This is a genomic window from Novipirellula methanifontis (assembly GCF_052161655.1).
In the GTDB taxonomy this organism is placed as follows: domain Bacteria; phylum Planctomycetota; class Planctomycetia; order Pirellulales; family Pirellulaceae; genus Novipirellula.
In genome coordinates, this window is sequence record NZ_CP197418.1 from 8,916,885 (window position 1) to 8,941,156 (window position 24,272).

Sequence of the window (24,272 nt, forward strand, 5' to 3'; positions counted from 1 at the left end):
TGACAGACACGAAGCACCTGCTCTGAGTGTCTGCTCTACAAAGAACCATTTCGCGACAAGCGTTGCAATGGCGAAACAGGCCACCGAACCGCCAAACGAGAGCGAGCGTGGATGTGGTTTCTGAAAAGACACGAAAGTCGTGAGGTATTCCGCAAGTGAAGGGCAGCGATTAGGTCGATTCCCACCCTGCAATCTTAATCGTCGAGTTGGGTGATCCCCTGGGATTCGACGATTAACCACCGCGTGTTGGCTGCCAAATCGCCGTGCGTTTGAATCTTCCCATTTGGCCAACGGATCGTCACGGTGCAGTCGGATTGCTGCAAATCATTCAAACCGAAACGAAGGAGACGTTCGTTGCTGCAAAGGTATCCGTCACCCGATGTGAGTGGCTTTTTCCACACCTGGTCGCCACATCGAAGCTCAACCGTGGCTCCAATCGCGTCCCGCGAACTCGACGTGCCCACCAATTGAAATTCGACCCACGATCGCCTCTCCGCCGATTGATTCATCAATAGTGCGACCGGTTCGGTTTGGTGCGTCACGAACAGATCAGTCATCCCATCTCGATCCGCATCCATCGTCCACAACGCTCGCCCCACATGCAATGAATTCACATAGGATCCCTGCATCATCGGGGAAACCAATTGGCACTTACCTCGTGGACTTTGCTCGTACACCTGGAAGGGTTGTTCATAGTCGGCACGCACACCATCCGGAGACAGAATCTGAACATGACCGTTGGTAACGACAATCTCAAGTCGGCCATCGTTATCCAAATCCACCATTTGCGTTCCAAATGCAACCAGCGGAAACGAACTCGAAGCAAGTCCCAAACGATTGGTGTCGTCGACCCACGAATGATGACCACGATAGCGATGCAGAACATTGGACTCATCGACAAAATTAGTCACAAACAAATCGAATCGTCCATCATGATCCAAATCACCCACGGCAATCCCCATCGATCCTTGGGCAGATCCCCTTGCATCGCCCGCTAGGCCTCGAGTCATTGCGATCTCATGCAGCTGATAATCGGCGTCGGCGTCGGCGTGTGACACGTTTGACCAGTAATGGTTGTTCGTCATGTCATTGGCAACAAACACATCGATTCCGTTGTCGTCATCCAATGCTCCGGCAACGATCCCCAAACCGCGACCGATAATTTCAGGTTCCGCAGCAACATTTTCTTCTTGCAGTTGAAAATTCCCCTCGCAGCTGCCGAGTCGGAACACGTCGGCGTCAGCGGAAAAGGTCATCGGAGAACACGACGGTGCTTCATCGAATTGTTTCGCAACACAGCGATGGGTCGTTAGTTGCGATCCTTGGCAGTAATTCAGAAAAATCAAATCCGCACGACTGTCTCCATTGAAATCGGCGATCGCTCCGCTTGTGGACCAAGCCACGTCTGCCTGTGCCCCCAACCAGCGATCGGTTGCATTATCAAACGTACCATCACCTTGGTTCACGTACAGAACATTACGACCAAAGTTCAGAACAACCAAATCGGGAAACCCATCTTCGTTGACATCGCCCACGGCAATGCCCTGGCCAAATCCGGTATCCCCGGTGCCCGTCATCGTCGTGGTTTCGCTGAACACGCCACGGAGATTCCGAAACAGAGCATTGCTTTGCGAATCGTTTAATCGGGGCGTCCCTCCTGCGGCCGCAAAGTAAACGTCGCTCCATCCATCCAGATCGTAATCCAACACGCCGCCGCCACATCCGAGGGTGTGGTGCAACATAAATCCCGGCTGATCGAGATGGGGGTGGGTATAACCAAAAAAATCAATCCCCCGTTCCGCAGCCTGATTGATGAGTTTCAATTTCGTTTTGCTTTGCGGGGGATCACTGAGCTGGAGGGAACTCGGAACCAACGCCGTCGACCCCATCTCGCCTGCGTCCCTGACAATTTCCGGCAACTGCAGGTGGCTGAAATCGAGCGCCAGCTCAGGATGGCCATCCGTTACTTGCCACGGCGTATCGCGACGAAGGGTGGCCACCACCGAATTGCGATACTCCGCTGCATCGTCAAAAGGATCACGCGTCAATGTCAACGCGATAGCGGCCCACGCTTCGGCTTCCCAGGGGCGGCCAAGCTGCGCAAGCGTCTTAGCGATTCCGACTGCCAAACGTTGTGAATCCGCATGAGCGGACATGAATTCTCGCCGCTGCTGGTCGAGACGATTGAGCAAGCTGGCTCGCGTCTGGACGTACTCAATTGCCGTGTCCAAGTCAAACTCAGAATGGTTCTCGGCTAATCGCTGCAAACTCGTCCGCAGTTTCATCCAACACTCGCTATTGTTCGCATCACGACGCGTTGCCTCCCAGTAGCATCGCGTTGCAACCTCGTCCATGGCGTTGCCACTGGCCCAATCGCCCAGTGCGATCCAGTAGCGAACATACTGATTGACCTCCTCAGGCGTTTGAGCTGCAAACGTCATGATCGCATCTAGATCTCCAGACCGCGAGATTGTGGAGATCGCCAGCGCATGCGCAGGTGCGAATCCGGGGTGACGAGCGATAATGCGTGTTAGTAGCGAGACGATTGCATCATCGTCACGTTGATCAAAGTGTCGTTTGGCTTTCGCCAGCAAAGGACGCAGATCATTGGGATTCCGCTCTACCAGCAGTTCAACCGAATCTTCTTCAAGCGTTCGTGGCCCTGAGGCGGCGAGATTGATCAGCAACGGCAAATCAAACTTCCGTTGTTGCACCAGAACACGTTGGTGAGGTGCCGCCATCTCGGGCCGCTCGGCCATAGCGTAAAAGTCGACGAGTTGTCGACGAAAGACATGATGATCGGGACGAAGACGAACCGTATTTTCTAACAGCTCGATGCTGCCATACAGCCGCCCCATTGAAAGCAGTGCCACGACGGCTTGGTGCACATGAGTGTCGTCGGCATACGACTCAAACGAGCAAGCCGTCGTCAATAGCTCGATCGACAACGATGGATCATCGCAGTGATAAGCGACCTTGGCCACCAGAAACAGAACGTCGGGGTCATCAGGCCGCTCGATCAAAGCGGCGCTAGACCATTGTGACGCGTCCACCCATCTGCCTTCGGACGCCGCTTTGGATAGCAGCGAGTAAGCAGACGAATCAAGTCGAGCGTCGGAGGTCGATGCGTCCGGCAGCGGTGAGCGAACGTCACCGCAACCGATGCTCAGCGAGAGCACAAGCGTGAACAGAATCGACCAGCGACGCATATCAACCAACGGTGCCCCCAAGGGCTAACGATTTAACTGACGACCGAACTATTGCTTAGGCAACGGTTTGCTTTGATCATAATTGCCTTTCTCAAACCCTTGCTCCATCTTGCGTTGCTCCTCTTCGATGGCGGCACGCATTTTGGCAATCTCTTCATCGCTGGCGCTATCTAGAACGCTGCCTGCCTGCTGTTCGCCACACCCGAGACTGCAACAAAACGTGAGCGACAGCAGCGATAAGAATAAAAATTGTTTCATGATCGACTTTCAGTTTCAACAGATAATAAGAGAGTAGTGACAATAGCAGAGCGAAAGCTCAGTAGATCCGTAGAGCGTACGGTGACAATTAAAAATGGCTTCGGGAACAAAGTCCCGAAGCCGTGATTGAGTGGGGATCTTTCGATGCCCCGTTTCGCGATTAGAATTCGGCGGAAATCGTTTCTTTCGCTGCACGGCTACCGAGCGATCCCCACAACCCATAAGGACTCTGCGCCCCTGGTTGATTCTTGTTTGTCGCATTGCCCCATTGATGAACCATGGGAGCGGTCGAATCGCCTGCTTCGATCGAATCCGTGATGAACTTCACCGCTCCGTCAGCCATCAGCACGTGAACACCACCTTGGTGACGACTCGATGGTGGCAACACGATCAAATCGACGCCGCGATCGTAACCACAAACCTCTTTGTTCGGTGGCAGAATCGTGGTCGTCATCGTGTACAGCGGCAATCGACTGAACCACTGATAACCGCGACCGTTGGATGAACTATCGGTCGGCGTCGAGGAAGCCCAGAACTGAGGTCGCTGAGCATCAACCAATCCACCCGTACCACATTCCGAGGGATTATCACGCGGTCCCGGATAGCTCCAGCTTGGACGATCATAAGAGATCGTACGTTTGTCTTTATCGCCGAGGTCGGTCGCTATTTCCCCCATCGCAATCGTATTAGACAAACCATCGAGAATGTCTCGGAACTTCATTTGTTTGTAACACGCGAACACACCACGATCAGCCGAGCGTTGCTCTTCGGCTTGAGCCGAGTTGAGGGGTTTCCAAGGATTGTCGCTGCGATTGCCAAAGTTGATCCAGCGTCCCGAATCACCACCACACATGGCATAGTTTGTCCGTCCCGCGGCGGGCAATCCTCTTCCCGGATCACTCGGGCAACGAAGCGTCGGCATTTCAGTACTGTAAGGCTGGTAATCGAGCCAGTTTTGCGGACTTGGGCCCATCGCTGGGAAGTCAGTTGTTCCGTCTTTGTTGTAATCGTTGGGATTGCTGATTACCTCCCAAATGGCTTGCTGCTCGATGAACGGTGTCAGACCGACCAACGCTGACAATTGGTTTTGACTCGCATTCTTGGTGTTGGACCACCAGTACGAATTGCTGAGGGTTGTATCTTCGGTACCACTTCCCTGAATCGGAAGCGCATTGTAGGCACTGTGGTAATTGTGCATACCGAGACCAAGTTGCTTGAAGTTGTTGCTGCAGCTCATTCGCCGAGCCGCTTCACGCGCTGCTTGAACGGCGGGCAATAACAAACCTACTAGCACGCCAATGATGGCGATCACAACGAGCAACTCGACTAGGGTAAACCCGTCTCGCTGTGGCAAAGGACGATTCTTTTGCATCGAAAAACCTTCAAGATAAGAAAAAAGTATGGACCATCGCCGATTCGTAATTTTAAGCCGGCCGATGAAGAAACTCGCTCACTTTGTTGCATGAACCCCACCGCGGTCGCCGCGATGCTGACTCCGATAATCTGGTTCAACCGATCCCGAGGTCTTGCTTCACTTGGTGCCCACAAAATGGAGAAGCCTAAAAATGAAAAAGCAGGAGCACGTCTTTAGGAAGCACCTCAAAACCAGTGTTTTTGAACCACGGCAACCGGATTGCCCATGACCTAAAACCACCAAACAAACTCACTTGCATTCCCTGAGAAAAAACGACGACATTTGTTGCTCGGGTTTAACGCAAGTGGCTCGCTGACTTTGAGGATCCTATTAACGAACGGCATCCACGTCAAATAACACGGCTCTTACGGCGGTTTATCAAACGCAAATTCAATTCGGAATCCAGAATCCCTATTCTCGTTTTCCCGCACCTCTTAGGCCCCAAGAATTTCAATCACGACCGAACGACTACAAGAGGCGTCCGACTTCCAATAAAAAGATGCAAAGTTTATGGTCGAAAAACGGCTAAGATTTTTTTAAGAAAATATGATTTTCTTGGTTTACACCGATGTGAAAAGGAGGCATAGGAGGTCTAACCCAACGCCACATCCAAGATCATCATGAGGGTGAATCCCAGCATCAGACAAACGGTTGCCAAGTCGTCATTGCCTTGTTGCTGCGTTTCGGGGATCAACTCTTCGACGACCACATAAACCATTGCTCCAGCAGCAAAACTGAGGGCGAACGGCAACACCGGAGCAGCGAACATCACCACGGCGGCTCCGATGACAGCAGCAACCGGTTCGACTAGCGCGGATGCTTGCCCGATCATCCAGGCCTTCATGCGGCTTAACCCTTCGCCCCGCAGCGGAACGGCAACAGCGATGCCTTCGGGGACGTTTTGCAACCCGATACCGATGGCCAATGCAGTGGCACTGCCCAGGCTGGCCGTTTCCAGTCCGCTAGCGGCACTGCCCAGTGCAACGCCGACCGCCAACCCTTCGGGAATGTTGTGTAGTGTGATCGCAAAGATTAGCAACACGCTGCGTTGCCAGGCCGTTCGCGGGCCTTCGGCCGATTCGATCGGCAGCCCTCGATGCAGGTGGGGAAGCAGGCGATCGAGTCCCCACAAAAAGCCGCCTCCGACCAGAAAACCGACTGCGGCCGGGAACCAGCTAGGCCATCCCTGTTCATCCGCCACTTCGATCGACGGCGCCAGCAGACTCCAATAACTTGCCGCCAGCATCACACCGCCTGCAAACCCAAGCATTGCGTCGAGCAGTTTTCGATTGACCCGAACCAAGCCGAACACCAACGCAGCGCCCAGTGCGGTGAGCCCCCAGGTGAACAGGCCGGCGGCGAGTGCTTGCCAGACCGGATCCAAATTTTTTAGCCATGTCATCATTTTGCTGCAGTAATGCAGATAATGTGCCGCTGGCACGCAGGTTGCCGTGTCAGAGCAGTATGGAAAAATGGATCACTGATTTTTTAGAACAGTTTGGCGCCGCCGGGGTAGGACTACTCATGTTGGCGGAGAATCTATTTCCGCCGATCCCGTCGGAAGTCGTCATGCCTTGGGCTGGATACTCGGTTAGCCAAGGAAACGCGTCATTTTTTGCCGTCGTAGCTGCTGGCAGCGTCGGTTCGTTTATCGGTGCGTTGGCGTGGTATCTGTTTGCCCGCTGGATCGGCAAAGAGCGGTTGGCCCGCTGGATCGACGGCCACGGTGCTTGGTTAACGATCACTCCCAAAGATCTCGATCGCGTCGATGCTTGGTTTGACCAATGGGGAAGCGCCGCGGTTTTGTTATGCCGAATGGTTCCCGGCATTCGCACGTTGATCAGCGTCCCCGCAGGATTTGCAGGAATGCCGATCGGCCGCTTTTCCTTGTTCACCGCGATTGGAACTGTGATTTGGACATCACTTCTGGCGGGCATTGGGTGGTGGCTCGGAGACCATTACAAGAACCTGGCTAGCCCGTTGAGCTGGGTCAGCATGGCGGTCGTCGCGGGTTTGTTCGGATGGTGGCTTTGGCGAGTGTTGCGACAACGAGCAGTACGAGCCACCTCCTGAATTTGGCACGCGCCAGCATTGTGAAATGAACGGCTGACGCAAAAACGGTCTGTGGTTTTCCTGACGTACCCCGATGTGAATCAACTCGGAGTTGCTTCATCCGACATCCCGTGTCTTCGTTTGGCTTGGCATGCGAGTTGCGTCTTTTCGATTCCAGGAACTCATTGGCTCCAAAATCGAGAAAGAACATGTCTAGCGAACGTCCTTGCGTTATTGTCACCGGCAGCTCTGGATTGCTCGGCAACTCCACGTGCCGTCAACTTGCCAAAGCCGGCTACGAAGTTTTTGGTTTTGACCGCGTTGGATTGCCTGAACCGCCCAAGGCACTTGAACATGTGCATGACGTCGAGTGCGACATCACCGATTACTCGTCGGTTCAAGGCGCGATGAAAAATGTCCGCAGCAAAACCGGCGGAAAACTCGCGAGCGTGGTGCACATGGCCGCCTACTATGATTTCTCGGGCGAAGACAGCGAGCTTTACAAGACAGTCACCGTCAATGGCACGGACCGATTGTTAAACGCACTGCAAGATTTCCAGTACGAACAATTTGTCTTTACGAGCACGATGTTAGTACACGCTCCTTGCGAAGTGGGTGAGCGGATCCGCGAGGATGATCCGCTGAAAGCCAAGTGGCCGTACCCGCAAAGCAAAATTAAAACTGAACGATTGATTCGCGAAGGACACCCCAATGTGCCATCGGTGTTCTTGCGGGTTGCCGGTGTCTACACCGACTATGGACGTCAACCGACCATCGTCCAGCAAATCAAACGGATCTACGAAAAAGATTTCCAAGGCCACTTTTTCCCCGGCGATACCGATGCGGGACAAGCGGCGGTCCATCTAGATGACACCGTCGATGCGATCGTCCGCACGGTAGAGCGGCGTGATGCGATCGCTCCGAAAACTGCGATTTTAATTGGCGAAGAAGAAACACTGTCATATCAAACGCTGCAAAACATGATTGGCAAGCAACTGCATGGCAAAGAGTGGTCGACGATGCGAATTCCAAAACCTCTGGCAAAAGTCGGAGCCGCGGTAAGCGACACGCTGCAGGGCGGCGACGCTTTTATCAAACCTTTTATGGTCGCGATGGCCGACGATCACTATGCACTGGACATCTCGCGTGCCAAAGAGTTGTTGGGCTGGGAACCGAAACATTCGTTGTCGACGACATTGCCGAAAATGACCGATGCGTTGAAAGCGGATCCTGAAAAATGGTACGAACAAAACGGACTCGAGCGATGAGCTTTAATGGAATGCAGCGATTTACTAGCCTCACCCGACAGGAATAAAGGATGCTTCAATCGTCGAGGATCATTGACCGCACAGAAGTCGATCCGTTGGACCGGCCGGTCCCTCCGTACAAACACAATCCGTCGGCGTGGAGTCAGCGGATTCCGATTTGCCTGCTGGCGTTTGTCGCCGCACTGATTTCGGCTCATCTATCGCTGTTTCAGTGGGGATTGATCGAAAGCTCGTGGGACCCCGTGTTTGGCGATGGCAGCAACCGCGTTCTCAAATCGGACACCGCGATGTCGATGTATGGCATCCTAGGGATTCACGATGCCGCGTTGGGAGTGTTGGCGTATCTCGGAGACGCCATTCTCGGATTCGCCGGATCGACTCGTCGTTGGCAATACCGCCCTTGGCTAGTCATTCTGTTTGGGATCGACGTGATTCCGCTGGGCATCGTCAGCGTAGTGCTGGTCGTGCTTCAAGCATTTGTTATCGGTGAGTGGTGTTTTCTGTGTTTGGTGACGGCCGGTATCTCATTGATCTTGGTGTATTGGGCTTGGGATGAAGTCCGGGCCTCACTGACCTATTTGAAGATCGTGTGGCAGGATCATCACGACATTGCTTTGTTTTGGAACGCATTCTGGGGCAACCGCACCGCGGAGCTGGACGAAGCTGCCGAAAAACTATTATCCCGCGAGGTGGCATGATGTGGGGACGCGTCGTCGAGATCATGTCCGCAGTGTGGCTTGCCGCCAGCCCGTTCATTTTTCAATCTCCGGTGGATCCCGTGATTTTATGGGTCGACTTTGGCATCGCTCTTTTGATCAGCACTTTAGCCGGACTGTCGTACTGGCGACCGACGCGACACGCCCATCTGTTGATCTTGGTGGTTGCGACGGGCTTGATTGTGTGGGGACGCTTTTTCGTCGTTCCTCCGCCCCCAGTTCACCAGAACCACATTGTGGTGGGCCTCTTTCTATTGATGATCGCGTTGATCCCCAACGAAGCCTCAAAACCGCCGTTGGTGTGGCGGAGCAAACCTTCGGAATCTGCTACCTAGAATTTCCCGAGAAGCCTAGGAATTTCAGAGAACGCCGGTTGAGCACTACGACTCGCTGCCCGCTTTGACCGAGCCCGAAACGCACTCGTGAAGGGTGCGCCGAATGCGACTGAGTACCCGATAAACCGCCGCGGTCGTCCGTTGGACCTGTTCGGCGATTCGCTCGATCGACAATTCGTCGTTGTAGCGAAGTCTCAAGATCTTGCGATGCTCCTCACTCAATTTGGCAATGCAATCGGCCAAGATCAGATGCCGCTGATCCAATTGCGTCTCCATCGACAGCGCTTCGGACGCCAGCAGTTCGAGAGTTTGATCACTGAAAGGCTGGGTCCGTCTGGCAGGTTGACGTCGGTATTTGAGCACTTGGTGAAAGACAACTTTGCGTGCCCAGGCCGAGAAATCGGTCCCCAATTCAAAGCGATCGAAGCTCCGCCACATCACCATCTTTGACTCTTGCATGATTTCGTCGGCATCATGAACATGCGGAACCAACATCATGGCATAGCGTCCTAACTTTCGCTCATGTTCGGCAAGCAAACGGATAAATGCTTCGGTTCGCTCGGAATCCGCAGTGGCGTCAGAGTCGCTAGACATCAGCTCGATTCTTTCCTCTCGCTTTACAAACAAAAAAGATCACCCTCCATACTAAGCAGGTCGTTGGGTAAATACCGATGAAACGTCGATCCTTTTGTGAGCCGACAGCGCTAGCCGCGGGGAACGTCAATATTGTAGTAAACATGCCCGCGGCTAGCGCCGTCGGCTCAAATCATTATGTGGAATGACTCATATTGACCTGCTTACCATTGGACAGGTTGTTGACAGGCGGTCAAAGACACGCCGTCTTGCTGCCCACCGCGAATCAATTGCCCAAGTCTTCCAACCAATTCAGGGAAAAGCGAGGCAAATGCATGGGCGACTGGAAGTAAAACGGTCGTGTGATCATGATAGTCGCGTTCCGATTTGACTCATTGACTTGGCCCCACCTAGTGATTGCCGTGGGGTACAACTGATCTTTCCGACGTCCCCGCTTCCCCCCCTTTTCGATTTTAAGTGACCTCGATTCATGAATTTTGAAATAACGCCACGAGCGAGATGGATTACAGCAGCAAGAACAAATGCACGACGTCTCCTTCCAGTGCTTCTAATGGGGATGGCAATCACGGTACCGTCCGCGGCGGACCAGCCTGCAGGCAACGTAACGTTACAGAATGCATCCACTTCGGCTCAGCAGTGGGAAGTATCGGAGATTCGTCTTGCCGCCAGCGAACTTCCCGCACAACCGGTGGACGTCGATGTTTCTGCAAAATTCGAGAATACCGCAGGCCAAAATCTTGAGGTGCCGGGGTTCTACGATGGTGGTACCGACTATGTCATTCGCTTCACCCCGCCTACGCCAGGCACATGGAACTATGTAACGAAGTCGTCACTGCCGGCGATCGATGGAAAGCAAGGGACGTTGTCGGTCGCGGACGCAGCGGACGGACGCAAGGGAGGCGTCGTTATTGACCCCAAACATTCGCGTCGATTCCGGTACGAAAATGGCGATATCTATTACCCCATCGCGTTCGAGTGCGATTGGTTGTTTGCGTTGGACGCGGAGAACGCCGACGACATTCCGGACACACGAAAATTTGTCGACACGTTGGCCCAGCAGGGTTTCAACCAAGTCGTGATGAACGTTTTTGCCTACGACGTCAATTGGGCCAAGGACAAAGAACTCGACCCGAAACACGAATACGGCAGCCCCAAAGTGTTTCCCTTCGCTGGCAGCAACACCGAGCCAGATCATTCCAAACTAAATATTGAATACTTCCAACGTCTGGACCGCGTCATCGATTACCTCGATCAAAAAGGAATCGCAGCGCACTTGATGATCTACGTGTGGAATAAAGAAGTGAACTGGCCTGAGGCGAACTTCGAAGCAGACAACCGTTACTTTGATTACGTCGTCCGCCGCTACCAAGCATATCCAAATTTGGTCTGGGACATTTCCAAAGAGGCACTCGGTTACGGACACAATGATGTGAACTACATCAGCCAGCGGATCGAGCGATTACGCAACCTTGACGCATACAAACGGTTGGTCACCGTGCATGACTATGGTTATTGCAAGCGATTCCCCGAAAAATTGGATTTTGTCTCCGTGCAACTCTGGAGTTCCGAGCTGTACAGCGTGATGCGTAATGTGTGCGACGATTTCCCAATGCAACCGATCTTGAACATTGAACATGGCGGTTACGAGCGAGGTCCCTACGTCGTTTTCACGGGTGACTACACGTCGCCGGAGGTCTGCCTCGAACGTGCATACCAGTGTGTCTTTGCAGGAACGTTTCCGACGCATTACTGGCAAGGTGCCGCGTGGAATGTGATCTTTCCCGACATCGACGCGATGGATGCGGAATCGCGACCACGTCTTGATTATTACCGCCACATGCGGACGCTCATAGAAAAATACAACATCGGACAGTTGAAGGCGGGTGACAAAAAGAGCAGTAGCGGGTTCTGTCTGCACAACAACAAAGACTTGTTCATATATTACGTACCCAAAGAAAATGAGCACATCGGAGTCCGACTTCCCAAGGACAGGCAGGGGCAAACGATGACCGCCACTTGGTTCGATCCATTCAGCGGAACCTTTGGCAATCCGATCAAGAAAGCGATCACCCAATGGCCGAGCTTTCCCAAACCCGCGGGCGACGATTTTGCGATTCTAATTGTGCAATTGCAGTCGCAAACGGACGAAAAGTAGCCGAAAGATTGGTATAAGAGCCGCTTTCAATCTAGGCCGCCTCGATACGTCGGCACTCTGCAACGGATCAATTCCCTCTTCTCACTTCGTCGGTGGAGAGGTAACTGCAGTATCGGCCGGAAGAAAAACTCACCTCCAATATACGATGACAACTCTAAACGGTTAGCAATCCAGCACTAGCCCAACTATTCACAATCACTCGACCTCAGGAGTAAACCTTTGACGATAACGCGACGCTCACCGTTGGCATGGATGACCATGCTCGCGATCTGTACGATCTGTCACGCTGAAAACGCCGATCATGCTCAGAACACCCGCTCACAGACATCCAACTACAGCGACACACCGGCCACCGCGTGGCAGGATGCCCTGGTTAGCGGCAACGGACGGATGGGGATCTTGGTTCACGGAGATCCACAGCACGAGAAGATCATTTTCAACCATGAAATGCTGTACGAGTTCATCGGAACCGAAGACATTGAACCGGCGGACATCGCGGATGCGATGCCTCAAGTCAAGGCATTGATCCAAACTGAAAAATATCGCGAAGCTGAAAAACTCGCACTCAACCGTGCGTTCGAGCAAGGTCATCCCGACATTCTGTGGACCGATCCCTATCATCCCGCCTGTGTGATGAACATCGAGCAAACGTTTGCTGGGAATGTCGCGGATTATCAGCGGAGCACGAGCTACACCGATGGTGAGATCACAGTCCAGTGGTCCGCCGACAACACGCAGTATCAACGCAAATCATTTGTCTCGCGGCCTGCGAATGTCATCGCAACACAAATCACCGCGTCCTCCGACTCGGCAATCAATGTCACCATCGATCTCGACCAGCAATCGATTGCCACTAAAATCGGAGGGGCAAAAGAAAAGCAAAACAACATTACCACCAATTTGAAGAAGTTGTTTCCTGAAAAGTATGCGGAACTGAACTACCCTCTGGTCGAACCTTTCGAAAAAAGCACCGACGATGGCTGGATGACGTATCGCGTCAAATACCAGATTTACGATCGCGGGTACGAGGTCATCGTCCAAGTCCGCAATGACGGTGGAACACTGAGCAATGAACGTAACCGGATCTCGATTTCTGATGCTAACAAAGTCGAAGTGTTCGCCGAAGTGATTCCCACCGAGCCCTCGACGAACTCGCAGATTACCGCCAGCAAGCAACGAATCGATACCCTCGGATCCTACGACGAATTGCTTGCTGCTCACGCGGATGTGCACCGCGAAATGTTCAACCGCGTCCAACTGTACCTCGACAAAGCGGGTTTCGACGACGGCAGCAACGAAACGCTTATCCAAAGTCAGAAAAATCGCGACCGCATCAATCCGTATCTGTTGGAAAAGATTTTCAACATGGGCGTTTATGGCTTGATCTCAAGCTCGGGCGATAACCCACCGAACTTGATGGGCATTTGGAACGGGGCATGGCGTCCCGAGTGGTCAGGCGACTTTACGCTTGACGCGAACCTTAATCTACAGATTTCCGCAGCCAGTCAGGCGAACCTTTCCGAGGCGATCGAGAGCTACATGACGATGCTCGAGCGGATTGCCCCAGACTGGGAAATCAACGCGAAAAATCTGTTTGGATGCCGAGGCTACTTGGCGGGAACACGAACGTCGGGTCGGCGGGGATTGCACACTCACTTTGGCAAATGGCCCGGAAATCACTGGACCGCCGGCGCTGCCTGGCTGCTGTCACCGTGTTACGAGTACTACCAGTGCAGCGGCGACAAAACATTCATGGTCGACCGTTTGTTACCCATGATGGAAAAGACGGCTCTCTTCTATGAAGACTTTTTGGACACGTATGACGACAACGGTAAATTCCTGATCGCGCCGTCGTATTCACCCGAGAACCGTCCTAGCAACACCGATTCGGCCGTGGTTGCCAATGCGACAATGGACATTTCCGCGATTCGCGAATTGCTGACGAATTTGATCGCGGTCAGCAATGAGCTGGAACGCAACCAGGACAAGATCGAAACGTGGCAAACCATCCTAGCGAAGCTGCCACCTTATTTGACCAACCAAGACGGTGCCCTTCAGGAATGGTCACATCCAGACATCCGAGATCAATACGATCACCGCCACGTTTCGCATTTGTATCTGGCGTGGCCGAGCTTGGAATTGACGCCGGAAAACTCGGAATTGTTCGAGGCGGCTCGTATTGCGATTGCCAAACGAGGTCGCGGAAACGGCAGTGCCCACGGATTGGCTCATACCGCGCTGATCGGCACACGACTGAAACAACCCGAATTGGTCTATGGCAACCTGCTGTTCCTGATGCAAGGCAACTACTTTTACCGCAGCCTGTTCACTTCCCACAATCCAGGCGTGATCTACAACTCGGACGCGTTGCACTCGATCCCATCGGTGATCATGGAGATGCTGATTTACTCTCGTCCAGGCGTGATTGAGCTCTTACCCGCCTGCTCTGATAAATTGCCAAAGGGCTCAATCGAAGGCGTGATGTGCCGGACGCAAGCTCGAGTCGATTCACTGCGTTGGGATTTCTCTAGCCGTGAACTCGAAGCGGTGGTGAGCAGCAAGAAAACACAAACGATCCAAATCCAGCTGCGCCGCAACGTCACTGCAGCGACGGTATCAGGCAAGTCGGTGCCGCTGGACTCCGATACCATTGCCGTGGATTTCAAACCAGGCGAAACCAAGACGATCAAGCTGCAATGGAACGATTGATCGACAGAAGTGAAGCAAGTCGTTAGAGGCTCGTCGTTTAGCGTGCTCACGTTGTGCGAAACTTGTTTCGAGGCGGTCTGAACGAACGAAACAAGTTCACCGGTAAGGCCTCTGCGTGTAAGCGATGACAACCTGCAAGTTCAGCGTCACCAACCCTCCCCGGAAATCTCGCTATAGGCTCGATTTCCGACCCTCCCTTGCTTCGCCGGGAGGGTGAAGTAAGTGGTTACTGCACGTTTTTATCCGATTGCGATTGCGTTTTGAGCACCGCGGCTAGGCGTTTTCGCACCGCCGCGGTTTCGGCCGTGTCATTTTCGGCGGTGATCGGATGTTGCTCTAAAACATCCGCCTCGACATCAAAAAGCTGGCCCGTTTGGTACAAATGCCAACGACGATCGCGGGCCGAGACATGACGTGTAAATTGATCCTTGTCCCATCCCGGACGAGGATCGTAAAACGAATAGATCCACTCGCGACGTGGCGTCGAGGCTCCATCACCCACGAGTTCCGGGTAAAAACTGATCCCGTCCAAATCGTGGTCGGATGGCAATGGATGTCCCGCCGCTTGCATCAATGTCGGAATAAAGTCAGTCGAATCAACCAGCGCATCAGAAACGCCCGGTTGAACCTTCCCCGGCCAATTCACGATTAGCGGCACGTGAGTTCCTGCGTCGGTCGGCATCGCCTTGCCTCCGGCGACAGGACCGTGTTTTGTTTGCGACGTGATTGAAAGATGCGTGCCGTTGTCGCTGTAGAACAGAATCAAGGTGTTCTCACGCAAACCAAGGTCGTCGATTTTTTTCACGACCTTGCCAACACACTTATCCATATATTCGACCATGTCCTTGAAATAGCGTGGGTCTTCGTCGAGTCGCTTCGCGGGATCACTCCAATCGGCACTATCGGGCGTCGGATTCATCGGCCAATGGGGAAGTGCCATTGGATAATAGACAAAGAACGGATTCGCTTTTTCTCGTTCCATAAAATCATTGATGTAATCCACCCACTGGTCTGGCCCGTATTGGCCCTCGGCCTTATTTAGCATGCCATCTTCGAGCCAAGTTGGGTTGGCGTATCGCGAACCTTTGTCTTCAGTATGCAGCGAATGATACAACGCGTATCGATCAAAGCCGGAATCTTTGGGGTGCATGCCAATGCCGCGGCGAGTTTCTGCACCGGGATAGTCCGGCGGATCGTAACTCTGCAATTGCCATTTGCCCGCGATACAAGTCTTGTAGCCGGCTTCCTGCAAATAATGACCAAACGTTTTCTCAGCGGGATCCATAATCCCAAAGCAAATCCAGTTGCGATCGTTGTGCATCCCCGTCATCAGCTGCATGCGTGTGTTCGCACAGAGAGGCTGAGCATGAGCATGTGAGAAGCGAAGTCCTTCGGCGGCAAGTTGATCAAGTTGGGGCGTGGCGTAACTGAGTCCGCCATAGCACCCGAGTCCCTCGACGCCCAGATCATCGGCCATGATCAGCACAATGTTCGGCTGGCGATCGTCCGCGATGATTCTTTCCGATGTGCCAGCGAATGCGGCAATCGTTGCGATCGCTGTTGCCAATGCCAGTACAGGTCTTTTCCATTTCGTCATCATCAGCCTTTGCTTGATTGTCGTCACGGTCACTTCGTTTTCTTATTGATTTTCATGGCGGCATGGAGCAAGCGGCTCGGTTTTATTCAAACGTTTCAATCGCTGCTTGCGGGCGGCTTGCGCGCTGTTGATTTAGTGAACCGCTCGCGCGTGAGCGGCCGGGTTCCACGCATTACCCGGTGCCTCACGGCTCACCACTACCATTTACATTTCGATTAAATCAACAGCCCGCTTTCGCCGCACCGCCATAAATGCTTCATAGCAAATGTCGCCTACCGCAAAAGTGTCAACTCAATCGTAATCCATCTCGGCGAGGCGGCGATAGATGCACGCCCACCGATTGAATCGTCTCAGAAAAGTGGTGATTTTTAGTGTCCAAAAATGGCTTGGCACCGACTGCCAGGGCAACGATACCACAACATTCTGTGGCTACCCAAACGCAGCATGCCCCCGTTCGTTAAACTAGAATTTGTTAATCATAATTATGGGACCCATTTTAGTCGTTTGTATTTCGGACGTATTAAGATGCGTTAATGCGACGCCCCACAACCACCCACAGGTCGAGAATGACACTCCGAGTCTATGCTCCAAAACTTGCGTTCCTGGCAATCGTTTTGGGCCTTTCGCTCGTCGTTTCCGCGTCGGCGGATGCTCAAACGGCAGCCGTCAAGGCGAACAGCCATCAACCAAATTTCGTTTTTTTGTTGGTCGACGATCTCGGCTGGGGCGACTTTGGCTGTTACGGCGCGGAGTTCTATGAAACGCCGAATATCGACAAACTTGCCAGCCAGGGCATGCTGTTTCGCAACGCCTACGCCGCTTGCACCGTATGCTCGCCAAGCCGAGCCGCCATCCTGAGCGGTTGCTATCCGGCTCGTTTGCATTTGACCGACTGGATCGCCGGACACAATCATCCATATGCCAAACTTTCGGTGCCTGACTGGAACATGCGAATCGAACATGATCGCGTGTTAATGCCTGAAGCACTCAAAGCAGCGGGCTACTCCACTGCATTTTTTGGAAAGTGGCACCTGATGCCCATTGGCCAAGCGGATTTCGAAGAACACTATCCGACCGATCACGGTTTCGACTTGAACGTCGGCGGACGCGAGTGGGGACAACCCAAAGGACGCGGCAAGTATTTTTCGCCATTTGACATGCCCAATCTCGATGACGGTCAGCCAGGCGATTTTTTAACCAACAAACTGACCGACGCAGCGGTCGATTTTTTAGATACCACCAATCGCGATCAGCCATTCCTGCTTTACTTTTCCTATTACACACTGCATGGACCGATCATGGCGCCGCCGGAATTGGTAGAAAAGTACAAGCAAAAAGCCAAGTCGTTTGCGAACATCAAAAACGAATTTCTAAACCCAGCTCGTGCTGGAATGGTCGAATCGCTCGACGACAGCGTGGGTCGGCTGATGGCCAAGCTCGACGAAATGGGGATCGCCGATAACACCGTCGTTGTCTTGACCGGTGACAACGGAGGCGACAATGACGCGACCACGGGCGGGCTGAGAGATTTCAAAGGTTTCTCGCACGAGGGAGGTACTCGTGAACCTCTGGTTGTGAAGTGGCCTGGCAAATCCAAGCCGGGATCGACATCCGATGCCATGGTGATTGGCACCGATTTCTACCCCACCTTTCTCGATATCGCGGGTCTCAAACAACGTCCCGATCAACATCAGGACGGCGTCAGTATGGTTCCGCTATTAACAGGCACGGCCGACCACTTGGAACGCGACACCCTGTTTTGGCACTATCCGCATTACCACCGCACGAAGCCTTACGGCGCGATTCGACACGGCGACTGGAAGCTGATTGAGTTTTTTGAAAACGGCGAGTTGGAGCTCTTTGACCTGAAAACGGATCCCTACGAGACAAACAATCTTGCGAAAACGCAGCCAGAAAAGGCCGATCAACTGCTGCAGAAATTGAAGGCATGGCGTGAGTCCGTCGACGCTCAAATGATGAGCGAAAATCCGAAATACGACTCGGAGAAAACGAAGCCCAAGAAGCAGAAAAAGAACAACAAGAAGTAGTTGCATGTTTTCACATTTGATTTGTCGCGGTGTCTTTGTCACAAACTTGGTGGTAATGACTTGCATCGCCCCGTATTGCATCACCCCGGTTTGCTTTGCCCAGTCACCAGCAGCTGTCAATGATCCGGTGAACGGCAACCCTCTGGAGACAACGGACGCCTTGACCACCTTTGATCTCATATCGCCACCAATGACCGAGGACGCCCCGGGTGCGGGCAAGCGAGTGCGACAGGTCGCGACGGAATACGAGGGAACCCAAGTGCATCACTCGCTCTATTTGCCTGTGGACTGGAAACCGGATGGCAAGTTTCCAGTGATCGTCGAGTACACCGGAAACAAGTGGCCCCCTTGCAACTCTAGCGGCGAGGTCGGCGACGCGAACTTAGGTTATGGCATTAGCGGTGGCCGAGGCTTTATTTGGATTTGCATGCCGTATGTCGAAACAGGTAAACAACAAAACGCCGTCACTTGGTGGGGTGACAAGCAAGCCACCGTCGATTACTGCAAAACAAACCTTCCTCGCATCTGTGCCGAATTCGGAGGCGATTCCGACAACATCATCCTCTGCGGTTTCTCTCGTGGGGCGATCGCGACTAGCTATATCGGACTCGCCGATGACGAGATCGCTTCGCTTTGGAAAGGCTTCTTGACGCACGATCATTTCGACGGCGAAAAGACCTGGGGCTACCCCGATAGCGATCGTGCCTCGGCCCTAACACGCCTAGCCCGACTCCGTGGTCGTCCAGTGTTGGTATGCGGAACCAAAGCCAGCAAGGTTCGCGATGCATTCCTGAGTGACCACAGCGAACTGGCTCGATTTAAATTTATCGATGTCCCCACTAGCCAAATCTTTGCGATCCCCGAAGGCAATGTCGTGCACCCGCATACCGACCTCTGGATGCACAAGGAAAGCGACTACCGCACGCAAGTCCGCGACTGGGTCCAAAATGTGCTTGATCAATAACCGAACGGCAGCAGTCGATTATGCTGGACAGACTAAGGCATTGAGGTAGTGGATCTTGCTAAAGATCCTTTCGCGCCCGAAGACAGGGAGCTTTAGCAAGCTCCACTACATTAGAAACACCAAGCAAAGCACTCGCTCCTGCCTTAGCTTACTAATCTTATCCCCACTTTTCTGAACCCAAGTCCGGCATTCCTGATGAAATCGTTTCCCATCCTTCAATTGTTGTGTCCCGTTGCCCTCTGCTTCTGTCTTTGCTCGCCACTGTGGTCCGCTGATACCAGCGACCGGCCGAATCTGGTGTTAATCATTGCCGACGACATGAATTGGGATGATTGTGGTGCGTACGGTCACCCCGCGATCCGCACACCGCATATTGACCAACTTGCCAACCAGGGACTCCAGTTCGAGCATGCGTACCTGACAACCAATTCATGTAGCCCGTCGCGATCGAGCATCTTGACGGGCAAGTACCCGCACAACACGGGTGCCGAACAATTGCATTGGCCACTGCCGCCGGAGAGTAAGACGTTGGCTGCGACGCTGAAACAGTCGGGCTACTACACTGCGGCGGCGGGCAAGTGGCATTTGGGCGACGCGGTACGCGACCATTTCGACCGAATTTACGAAGCATCCACGGCGGGCTTTGTGTTGCCATCGGGCAAAGACGGTGAGCCGCCAAAGATGATCGCGGCACAACCGAGCGGTTGCGAAGATTGGGAGCAAGCGATCGACGACCGTCCGCGTGACAAACCGTTCTTTCTGTGGCTGGCGGCACTCGATCCGCACCGTGAATACAGCGAAGGTGCGTTGGATCCGCCGCACCGCCACGCCGATGTGATTGTTCCACCGCATTTACCCGACACCACGGACGTGCGTGAAGACTTGCGACTTTATTACGACGAAATCGGTCGACTTGATACCTACGTCGGCAAAGTCATGAGGAAGCTCGAACAACAAAACGTAACGGAAAACACACTGATTTTGTTTATCAGCGATAACGGCCGTCCGTTTCCACGCGACAAAACCACGCTTTACGACGGTGGCATTCGTACTCCGTGGATCGTTCGCTGGCCCGACAAGGTTCGCGCCGGTGTGACCACGAACTCGCTGGTCAGTGCAATCGATATCGCTCCCACGTTTCTGGAGCTTGCAAAAATCGACAAGGACACGACCGAAGCGATGCAGCTCGAAGGACACAGCTTCGCACCGGTCCTGCGAGACCCGTTGACCGAGTCCCGACAATACGCCTTTGCCGAAGACCATTGGCACGACTACGAAGACCACGCTCGCTGTGTCATGGACCAGCATTTCAAATTGATTCGCAACGACTATATCGACTTGGCTGCAACGCCTTCGGCTGATGCCGGACGCGGACTCACTTGGCAAGCAATGTTGCGACTGCACAAAGAAGGCAAGCTGACCAAGGAACAACAAAGCTGTTTTGCATCGCCTCGTCCGCAGTGGGAACTGTACGACTTGATGCGTGATCCTGGCGAATTGAGCAACGTCATCAACGATCCTGGCTACCAATCGGTTCGCAAGCGATTAACGCAGACCTTGGCGACTTGGACCGAAGAGACGTCCGACTATTTACCGTCGCGTCGAACCCCGGACGAGTTTGATCGCGTCACGGGGGAACCCGACCACAGTGTTCGCGTTCGTCCTCGGCCATCAAAAAAAGAGATGTTTGGCACCAACGGCAAGTACTAAGCAGAGAGTGTCGTTGATCGCTCCCGCGATCACAACGTGATTCAACGTCGTTGATCGCTCCGCCGATCAAAACGCAATCTTACCTCCTCACAAAAACATCGTCACTCCGCAGGAAACGCGACTCTAATGCACGTAATGATCGCAGGAGCGATCAACGACGATACCACCAGACGTATTCAGCTTCGTCCCCTTAAATCCACGGCAGACTCCATGATCAAGTTGACGACCGCGTTTGCACTTCTGCTGGCCGTTCTACCGTGCACGAAGGTGACTGCGGCCGATGCAGAGACCACGACGAGCCCCAAACAACCCAATATCGTTTTACTGTTTGTCGACGATTATGGTTGGGCCGACATGGGATGTCGTAATCCTGTATTTGAAACGCCGAACATCGACCAACTGGTTCACGAAGGACTTGATTTTCGCCAAGCCTACATCGCGTGTCCGACATGCAGTCCCAGTCGCGGCACGCTGTTGACGGGGAAACATCCAGTGCGACTCGACTTGGTGCGTCATATCCCCACCGGCCCCAAGCACGCCGATTTTGACAAGTTCGGCCGCACCGAAACCGAGTTCAATTTGCTGGAGACGGATCCGGCCCAGTTCCCTTGCCGCAATTGGTTGCCGCTCGAGGAAACGACTTATGCCGAGGCACTTGGCGAACTCGGCTACTACAACGAGTTTATCGGCAAGTGGCACCTCGGACACGAGGAATACCATCCGGTCAAGCAAGGATTCGACGAGCAGATCGGCACCTCGAACTGGGGACATCCAAAGTCGTATCATCCGCCTTACTTTGTCAACTCGGATGTATTGGCCGACGAAAAGGAACGCTATCTGACCGACAAATTGACCGACGAATCGGTTCAGTTTATTAGCAGCTATGACAAAGCCAAACCGTTCATGTTGTCGCTGTGGTATTACACCGTTCACGGTCCCCACGACGGACGCGAAGACCTCGTCAAGCAGTTTAAAGAGAAGGGTTTAACAGGACCCTATGCACATTATGCCGCGATGGTCAAAGCACTCGACGAATCGGTTGGCCGTGTCCGCGATGCGATCAAAGCCAAGGGAATCGAAAACGATACCATTGTGATCTTGCTATCTGACCAGGGCGGCGCGTTTGATAACCCGCCGTTTCATGGCGGCAAGAAAGTCGACACGCTGTACGAGGGCGGTGCACGGGTGCCGTTTGTCTTCCACTGGCCAGGCGTTACCAAGACGGGCTCGGAAAACAACAGCATCGTTCAATCGACCGACCTGTTTCCGACGCTCCTCGAGATCGCAGGCGGCGATCCGTCGAAGTACAAAGACCTCAATGGCGTGTCGCTGGTCTCGACGATCAAGACCAACAGCATGCTCGCGCGAGACGAACCGATTTTTGGCTACCGCGCCTACGAAGACTTGTACGCATCGGTGCGACTGGGCGACTGGAAACTGCTCGCCTACCGCAGCGGCACGGTGAAGCTCTACAACATCGCTAATGACATTGGCGAACAGCACGACCTGTCGCAAACCCACCCCGAAAAAACTCAAGAGTTCGTGCAAAAACTCGCCGCGTGGGAGCGAAGGATGAACGTGCAAAAGTATTCGGGAATACAATAGGCTTCGTCGTTGATCGCTCCGCGATCATAGTGAAACTCTCCCTCCTCACCAAAACATCTTCACTCCGCAAGGATCGCGACTTTAATAACGCTAAGATCGCGGAGCGATCAGCGACACTGGTTACTCGAACGAATGATACTTAAGGCGGCAAGATAAAATGACTATGAACAATCCAATGCGAACGCTGCTGTTGCTTACAGCGGTGCTTCTCGCATGTGCGCCAGCACACGCAGAAGAGGCAAAAAGCGAACGTCCGCCGAATGTGATTTTGATCATGGCGGATGACGTTAGCTGGGAGTGCTTTGGCTGCTACGGAGCCGAAGACTACTCGACGCCCAACATCGACGCACTGGCGTCCAAAGGCGTGCGATTTACAAACTGTTATTCGACTCCGATTTGCACCCCGTCACGTGTGAAGTTGATGACGGGGAAATACAACTTTCGCAACTATACCCATTTCGGTTATCTAGATCCGAAAGAGAAAACGTTTGCGCAAATGATGCAGTCCGCTGGCTACAAGACGGCGGTCGCGGGTAAGTGGCAACTCAACGGCTTGTACCATGGTGCCGTCGGACACGACGACAACACGCGGCCACTCAAGGCTGGATTCGACGAATATTGTTTGTGGCAATTGACCGCTGCGAAGGCGGGAAAGCAGGGTGGCGAGCGATTTTGGAGTCCGCCGCTGGAGCAAAACGGCAAATTTTTGACGAAACAGGATAACCACGAGCAATACGGTCCGGACATTATGTCGGACTTTCTCTGCGACTTCATCCAGCGGAACCAAGACCAGCCGTTCTTTGTTTATTACCCCACCGTGTTGGTGCACAATCCGTTCGTGCCCACTCCGGATACGATCGGAGATTCGCCACGGACGCATGATACGAACAAGGCTCCGAAAAACGCGGACGCACAAAAGGCCAACTTTGTCGCGATGGTCAACTACTTGGACAAGATCGTCGGCAAGCTTGTCAAGCAAGTCGAAGCGGCCGGCCAGCTCGACAATACGCTATTCCTGTTCACTGCTGACAACGGCACCAACAAATCGATTACCTCGCGTTGGAATGGACAAGCAATTCGCGGCGGCAAAGGCGGCACCAAAGATATGGGAACGCACGTTCCGTTGGTGGCGTATTGGAAAGGGCATACTCCGGACGGCGTGGTGCTGGATGACCTCGTCGACTTTACCGATTTCTACGCCACGCTGGCCGAAGCCGCGGGCGTCCAACTCGGCAGTAATGATCCGGTCGATGGCCGCAGCTTTCTGCCACATTTACAGGGCAAAGCCGGCAATCCACGCGACTGGGTGCTCTGCCATTACCAGCCGTACTGGGGCAATTTTCCCGGCTCACAATACGTTCGCAATGAAACGTACAAACTTTATCGTGACGGCAGCTTCTATCGTGTGCCCTCGGACTTGCTAGAAGCCAATAACTTGGCTGCGGAGTCACTCGATTCGCAGGCGGCATCCGCCAAAGATGAACTCAGCGGCGTGCTTCAGTCCGCGCCTCCCGCGCCGCCGGAAAAGGGCGGCCCCCAAGCGAAGCAGCGGCCGATCTATCCCGACTGGAAAAACATTGTGGATCCCAACGATTGAGGCATCCTTTCGATTTTCCGCACACCACTCTTTTCTTCAAT

17 protein-coding genes are annotated in these 24,272 nt (G+C 53.4%); 11 read left to right on the plus strand and 6 right to left on the minus strand.

Annotated features, from left to right (window positions below):
• Positions 1-194: 194 nt before the first annotated feature.
• From SH528x_RS31815 to SH528x_RS31830, 4 genes are all read right to left on the minus strand, one after another.
• The gene (locus SH528x_RS31815) at positions 195-3,209 is read right to left on the minus strand and encodes an FG-GAP-like repeat-containing protein (RefSeq protein WP_442507442.1); all 3,015 of its coding nucleotides are present in this window, start codon (positions 3,207-3,209) and stop codon (positions 195-197) included.
• A 48-nt stretch (positions 3,210-3,257) separates the two neighbouring features.
• Complete coding sequence (locus tag SH528x_RS31820) at positions 3,258-3,467, minus strand: hypothetical protein (protein ID WP_442507443.1); 210 nt, start codon at positions 3,465-3,467, stop codon at positions 3,258-3,260.
• 160 nt (positions 3,468-3,627) lie between these two features.
• Positions 3,628-4,839, minus strand: a complete 1,212-nt coding sequence (locus SH528x_RS31825) for a DUF1559 family PulG-like putative transporter (RefSeq protein WP_442507444.1) — start codon at positions 4,837-4,839, stop codon at positions 3,628-3,630.
• A gap of 634 nt (positions 4,840-5,473) precedes the next feature.
• A complete protein-coding gene (locus SH528x_RS31830; protein WP_442507445.1) occupies positions 5,474-6,286 on the minus strand; it encodes a ZIP family metal transporter in 813 nt (270 codons plus the stop codon).
• On the opposite strand from SH528x_RS31830, the gene SH528x_RS31835 reads away from it, so the two are divergent.
• The 4 genes from SH528x_RS31835 to SH528x_RS31850 all read left to right on the plus strand — a co-directional run bounded on the left by SH528x_RS31835 (position 6,277) and on the right by SH528x_RS31850 (position 9,252).
• A complete protein-coding gene (locus SH528x_RS31835) occupies positions 6,277-6,954 on the plus strand; it encodes a DedA family protein (RefSeq protein ID WP_442507446.1) in 678 nt (225 codons plus the stop codon). The genes SH528x_RS31830 and SH528x_RS31835 overlap by 10 nt on opposite strands.
• Before the next feature lie 188 nt (positions 6,955-7,142).
• The gene (locus SH528x_RS31840) at positions 7,143-8,201 is read left to right on the plus strand and encodes an NAD-dependent epimerase/dehydratase family protein (RefSeq protein WP_442507447.1); all 1,059 of its coding nucleotides are present in this window, start codon (positions 7,143-7,145) and stop codon (positions 8,199-8,201) included.
• Between the two features lie 50 nt (positions 8,202-8,251).
• Complete coding sequence (locus SH528x_RS31845; protein ID WP_442507448.1) at positions 8,252-8,899, plus strand: vitamin K epoxide reductase family protein; 648 nt, start codon at positions 8,252-8,254, stop codon at positions 8,897-8,899.
• Positions 8,899-9,252 (plus strand): SPW repeat domain-containing protein, encoded by a 354-nt coding sequence (locus SH528x_RS31850; protein WP_442512220.1) that lies wholly within the window; start codon positions 8,899-8,901, stop codon positions 9,250-9,252. Before SH528x_RS31845 ends, SH528x_RS31850 begins: the two co-directional genes overlap by 1 nt.
• 45 nt (positions 9,253-9,297) lie before the next feature.
• Here the strand turns inward: SH528x_RS31850 and SH528x_RS31855 are convergent, their stop codons facing one another.
• Positions 9,298-9,846, minus strand: a complete 549-nt coding sequence (locus SH528x_RS31855) for a sigma-70 family RNA polymerase sigma factor (protein WP_442507449.1) — start codon at positions 9,844-9,846, stop codon at positions 9,298-9,300.
• A gap of 550 nt (positions 9,847-10,396) precedes the next feature.
• Here SH528x_RS31855 and SH528x_RS31860 point away from each other — a divergent pair.
• Entirely contained in the window at positions 10,397-12,001 is a 1,605-nt protein-coding gene (locus SH528x_RS31860) for an apiosidase-like domain-containing protein (protein WP_442512221.1), read from the plus strand.
• 219 nt (positions 12,002-12,220) lie between these two features.
• Complete coding sequence (locus SH528x_RS31865) at positions 12,221-14,710, plus strand: glycosyl hydrolase family 95 catalytic domain-containing protein (RefSeq protein WP_442507450.1); 2,490 nt, start codon at positions 12,221-12,223, stop codon at positions 14,708-14,710.
• Between the two features lie 226 nt (positions 14,711-14,936).
• Here SH528x_RS31865 and SH528x_RS31870 read toward each other — a convergent pair whose 3' ends face one another.
• Positions 14,937-16,310, minus strand: a complete 1,374-nt coding sequence (locus SH528x_RS31870) for a sulfatase-like hydrolase/transferase (RefSeq protein ID WP_442507451.1) — start codon at positions 16,308-16,310, stop codon at positions 14,937-14,939.
• Positions 16,311-16,873: 563 nt separating this feature from the next.
• Here SH528x_RS31870 and SH528x_RS31875 point away from each other — a divergent pair.
• From SH528x_RS31875 to SH528x_RS31895, 5 genes are all read left to right on the plus strand, one after another.
• Positions 16,874-18,355 carry a sulfatase gene (locus SH528x_RS31875; RefSeq protein ID WP_442507452.1) on the plus strand — a complete coding sequence of 494 codons (1,482 nt, stop codon included), beginning with the start codon at positions 16,874-16,876 and terminating at the stop codon, positions 18,353-18,355.
• A 4-nt stretch (positions 18,356-18,359) separates the two neighbouring features.
• Positions 18,360-19,319: a hypothetical protein gene (locus SH528x_RS31880; RefSeq protein WP_442507453.1), complete on the plus strand. Its 960-nt coding sequence runs from the start codon at positions 18,360-18,362 to the stop codon at positions 19,317-19,319.
• Positions 19,320-19,514: 195 nt separating this feature from the next.
• Positions 19,515-21,029 (plus strand): sulfatase family protein, encoded by a 1,515-nt coding sequence (locus tag SH528x_RS31885; RefSeq protein ID WP_442507454.1) that lies wholly within the window; start codon positions 19,515-19,517, stop codon positions 21,027-21,029.
• 210 nt (positions 21,030-21,239) lie between these two features.
• Complete coding sequence (locus SH528x_RS31890; protein WP_442507455.1) at positions 21,240-22,634, plus strand: sulfatase; 1,395 nt, start codon at positions 21,240-21,242, stop codon at positions 22,632-22,634.
• Positions 22,635-22,791: 157 nt separating this feature from the next.
• Positions 22,792-24,231: a sulfatase-like hydrolase/transferase gene (locus SH528x_RS31895; protein ID WP_442507456.1), complete on the plus strand. Its 1,440-nt coding sequence runs from the start codon at positions 22,792-22,794 to the stop codon at positions 24,229-24,231.
• The last annotated feature ends 41 nt before the right edge of the window (positions 24,232-24,272 follow it).

Excerpts from the sequence above, each read along its gene's own strand:
- SH528x_RS31835 (WP_442507446.1), top strand. The coding sequence starts at position 6,277 with ATGTCATCATTTTGCTGCAGTAATGCAGATAATGTGCCGCTGGCACGC.
- SH528x_RS31860 (WP_442512221.1), top strand. The coding sequence starts at position 10,397 with ATGGGGATGGCAATCACGGTACCGTCCGCGGCGGACCAGCCTGCAGGC.
- SH528x_RS31820 (WP_442507443.1), bottom strand. The coding sequence starts at position 3,467 with ATGAAACAATTTTTATTCTTATCGCTGCTGTCGCTCACGTTTTGTTGC.
- SH528x_RS31875 (WP_442507452.1), top strand. The coding sequence starts at position 16,874 with ATGACACTCCGAGTCTATGCTCCAAAACTTGCGTTCCTGGCAATCGTT.
- SH528x_RS31815 (WP_442507442.1), bottom strand. The coding sequence starts at position 3,209 with ATGCGTCGCTGGTCGATTCTGTTCACGCTTGTGCTCTCGCTGAGCATC.
- SH528x_RS31840 (WP_442507447.1), top strand. The coding sequence starts at position 7,143 with ATGTCTAGCGAACGTCCTTGCGTTATTGTCACCGGCAGCTCTGGATTG.
- SH528x_RS31830 (WP_442507445.1), bottom strand. The coding sequence starts at position 6,286 with ATGATGACATGGCTAAAAAATTTGGATCCGGTCTGGCAAGCACTCGCC.
- SH528x_RS31895 (WP_442507456.1), top strand. The coding sequence starts at position 22,792 with ATGACTATGAACAATCCAATGCGAACGCTGCTGTTGCTTACAGCGGTG.
- SH528x_RS31870 (WP_442507451.1), bottom strand. The coding sequence starts at position 16,310 with ATGATGACGAAATGGAAAAGACCTGTACTGGCATTGGCAACAGCGATC.
- SH528x_RS31825 (WP_442507444.1), bottom strand. The coding sequence starts at position 4,839 with ATGCAAAAGAATCGTCCTTTGCCACAGCGAGACGGGTTTACCCTAGTC.
- SH528x_RS31890 (WP_442507455.1), top strand. The coding sequence starts at position 21,240 with ATGATCAAGTTGACGACCGCGTTTGCACTTCTGCTGGCCGTTCTACCG.
- SH528x_RS31855 (WP_442507449.1), bottom strand. The coding sequence starts at position 9,846 with ATGTCTAGCGACTCTGACGCCACTGCGGATTCCGAGCGAACCGAAGCA.
- SH528x_RS31845 (WP_442507448.1), top strand. The coding sequence starts at position 8,252 with ATGCTTCAATCGTCGAGGATCATTGACCGCACAGAAGTCGATCCGTTG.
- SH528x_RS31885 (WP_442507454.1), top strand. The coding sequence starts at position 19,515 with ATGAAATCGTTTCCCATCCTTCAATTGTTGTGTCCCGTTGCCCTCTGC.
- SH528x_RS31850 (WP_442512220.1), top strand. The coding sequence starts at position 8,899 with ATGTGGGGACGCGTCGTCGAGATCATGTCCGCAGTGTGGCTTGCCGCC.
- SH528x_RS31880 (WP_442507453.1), top strand. The coding sequence starts at position 18,360 with ATGTTTTCACATTTGATTTGTCGCGGTGTCTTTGTCACAAACTTGGTG.